Origin of the sequence: Blautia wexlerae, from assembly GCF_013300825.1 — a bacterium.
Classification (GTDB): Bacteria; Bacillota; Clostridia; order Lachnospirales; family Lachnospiraceae; genus Blautia_A; species Blautia_A wexlerae_B.
Genome location: NZ_JAAIMY010000075.1, coordinates 1 through 1,402, shown reverse-complemented (window position 1 = coordinate 1,402; position 1,402 = coordinate 1). Strand labels below are relative to the sequence as shown.

The following is a 1,402-nucleotide window of genomic DNA, read 5'->3' as shown; positions in this document are numbered from 1 at the left end:
AGCTCGGTAATCCAGCCTTTGAGGTTTTGGATAAGCTGCCGGATGGACTTCATCAGGCGGTTGGCGGCTCTGATTTCCCGGTTCAGGTTGCCGATATTCGTCTGGATACCTCGCTTTTCCATCTGCCGGACAGCAGCACCCTCATGGACAGTAGGGATAATATCAAGCCCCTGTCTGGCATAGGAACGCAAGTCCACACGCTCCGGGCGATCATTGGCTTCCAGATAGCGGTTCTGGATGACCTCCCATTCATGCCGCCAGATTTCACAATACTTCTGGTCGTTCCAGTCAACCGTATCCTCCTTGTGGCTTTTCCACCTGCCAGATAGTAGCTTTATCCGTTCCCCGTTCTCATCAAGGTCATAAACCTTGCGGCTCTTGGGAAGCCATTTTCCATGTTCGTCCATTGCCCGCATCGTCAGCAGGACATGGGCGTGGGGATTGTGTCCCGGCGGATGGGGGTCATGGATGGCAAAATCAGCAATCATGCCTTTTGAAACAAACTGCTGCTGGCAAAACTCCCGGACAAGGACAGCATATTGGTCGGGCGGTATCTCTCTGGGAATGGTAAGCACCCACCGCCTTGCAAGCTGGGAGTTCCATTGCTTCTCCACCGCTTCGGTGGCGTTCCATAGGGTATTGCGGTCTGCATACTCCGGCGTGGCATTTGCCGGGAGCAGGATTTCATTGTGGACGATACCTCGCTTTTCTGGGTAGTGCTTCACTTCTTGGTCGTATTCACAGAACAGCTTTTCGCCGCTCTGGTAGGCAGCGGCGGCAACCGCAGACTGCTGTTGGCTACGCTGAACAATCGAGATTTCGTTGTGTGGACAGGGCATTTCGTATCCCTCCTTTCTATGCTTGGTGGATGGGGTGGCGTTTTACCACCTCATTTTGGGCAGAAAAAAAGCAGGAGACCTTTTTCAGATTTCCTGCTCGGTGTGCCGCTGTGTAAGCGGCGGGTATTTAGTTGTGAAAGTTCGGGACAAGTTGACCCGATGTGTGTAGAATAACAAACTGGATTTATTTTTCTTTACATTTTATGCCGTAATTTCCCCTACTACCATTTTCGTAGCCCCTATATATTTCATATCTTTTTCCATTTATCTCCACTTCGTCATCGTTAATAAATGTATAAGACTTACCATTTTCTTCACAATACTTTGAAATTGCTTCCATAGTTTTTGCAAGAGTTGGGTAATTGGCACTATCCTCATAAGGAACCCAAAAAGCTTTTTTAAACATATAAAATACCTCCTTCTAATTTGTTAAGTAATCCACGAATTTTCAAAGCGTTATAAAATAATAGTATCATACAGCTTCGCAAAAATCCACTTATAACTTCAAACTTGTCGGCTGGGAACAGCTTGCAACGCAAGGTGTCCCCAGATGGCAAGTCCAC

General features: G+C 47.8%; 2 protein-coding genes. Both read right to left on the bottom strand.

The annotated features are described in order from the left end of the window. A partial coding sequence (mobQ, locus tag G4417_RS16435) for a MobQ family relaxase (protein ID WP_173684230.1) occupies window positions 1-839 on the bottom strand: 839 nt, incomplete at its 3' end. 184 nt (window positions 840-1,023) lie between these two features. Beyond that, window positions 1,024-1,245 carry a DUF4318 domain-containing protein gene (locus tag G4417_RS16430; RefSeq protein ID WP_002596507.1) on the bottom strand — a complete coding sequence of 74 codons (222 nt, stop codon included), beginning with the start codon at window positions 1,243-1,245 and terminating at the stop codon, window positions 1,024-1,026. Window positions 1,246-1,402 lie beyond the last annotated feature (157 nt).

Coding starts and splice junctions, on each gene's coding strand:
- G4417_RS16430 (WP_002596507.1), bottom strand. CDS start 1,245: ATGTTTAAAAAAGCTTTTTGGGTTCCTTATGAGGATAGTGCCAATTAC.